The 1,504-nt window shown below is 34.7% G+C and carries 1 protein-coding gene; it reads right to left on the bottom strand.

The annotated features are described in order from the left end of the window. Window positions 1–27 precede the first annotated feature (27 nt). Window positions 28–1,248: an IS110 family RNA-guided transposase gene (locus HMPREF2626_RS00105; RefSeq protein WP_070616419.1), complete on the bottom strand. Its 1,221-nt coding sequence runs from the start codon at window positions 1,246–1,248 to the stop codon at window positions 28–30. Window positions 1,249–1,504 lie beyond the last annotated feature (256 nt).

Genomic DNA, 1,504 nt, shown 5'->3' with positions numbered 1-1,504 from the left:
AAAAAAATTAGTTATGATATAGGTGGATTATTTGCGATGTGAGGCATTTAATTCATAATCATACTTCGTATGATGATTGAATAGCGCGTATAGGCATTTAAGCAGCTTATTCATACACGCTATAACAGCTACCTTATGGCATTTATTAAAGGGTGGCTGTTTTTTTGTATAGTAATATTCGACGATATGATTGGGGGCATGTCTCTGGGCACGGATCATATTGGTGATAATGACATAAAGTATTTTTCTAGCTTTTCTGTTGCCTCGCTTATTGATATGGTCTTGACCTGTATATTTACCTGATTGATAGCGTCTAATATCAATTCCTACATAGGCATTTAATTGCTTATGGTTTTTAAATCGAGATAAATCACCAAGCTCTGCAATTAATTGGCAAGCTGAAAGTTCACCAATCCCTGGCACGCTAGAGTAAATTGGAAATTCATCAAACTGACTTGATAAAGTGATCATTTTATCTTGTATTGAGCATTTTTGATTGAGTAAGTTCTTTAGTTGTGTGGCATAGAAACTTAGCACCTGGCAATAGAAACTATCCTTGGAGACAGAAGGGTAGGCATCAACTGCACATTCAATGATTTGATCAGCTTTTTGAAAAGCTCTTTGCTTCGATATATTTTTGGCTGTTGATTTTTTTATGAAATTCTTGATAACTGTTCGCGAAACTTTTAGTACATAATCAGGATGTGGGTATTTTTCGATAATGGTCAAAGCAAAGCAATTTTTTAATTGAGAAAAAGCTTGTTCAATACCAGGGAAACAAAGATAGATAGCTTCTAAAAACTTAACATATAGCCTATCAATAGCTTCTTGTATCTCTAAATAACAAGCATTCATGCGCTTCATTTCTTCATAAAGAGGATCTTTCATTACCGAAGGTTGAAAATTAAAAATAGACATGATTTGTGCCAATTTATGAGCATCTGCTGGGTCTGTTTTATTCCTTCTTAGTGTTAGTCCATTTGTTCGGTTATACACTTCTAAAGGGTTTAGATTGTGGTAAGTTAAATGATTTTCTTGACAAAAACGCTCAAGAGGCTTTGAGTAAATACCTGTCGTTTCAAAAGCAAGGGTCACTTGACCAGGAATCCGCTGGATATCCTGTAATAATGCTTCAAATCCTTTACGAGTGAATTCTAAATCACTTTCCTCAATACATTTATTATTTTTGTATAAAACCTGCGTTGCTTTTCCTTTTGAGACATCAAAAGCATAGATATAGTCAACCATCTTCAGCATCCTTTCTTAATAATTTGAAAGACTTTCACCTCATTGTTCTTATTCTAATTTCCTAAACACGAGCTCGCAGCTCAACATACTTAAACCAAAATTAAAAACAAGAGTGAAAGAATCCGTTTTGCGTTTCGGGCTCGTAGCCCCTCAGGGTTTGTCCGGATTCTTCTTTCACATATACTATATCTGAAAAACAGAAATAGCTCGAAGATAAATCCGTCGATTTACCTTCGAGCTAATCTTAGTATGTTTG

The organism is Aerococcus sp. HMSC062A02, from assembly GCF_001809535.1.
In the GTDB taxonomy this organism is placed as follows: Bacteria; Bacillota; Bacilli; order Lactobacillales; family Aerococcaceae; genus Aerococcus.
The sequence above is the reverse complement of the archived record's forward strand: the minus strand, read 5'-3'. Positions and strand labels throughout refer to the sequence as shown.

Bases quoted from the DNA above. Each gene is read 5' to 3' on its own strand.
- HMPREF2626_RS00105 (WP_070616419.1), bottom strand. From the start codon at position 1,248: ATGGTTGACTATATCTATGCTTTTGATGTCTCAAAAGGAAAAGCAACG.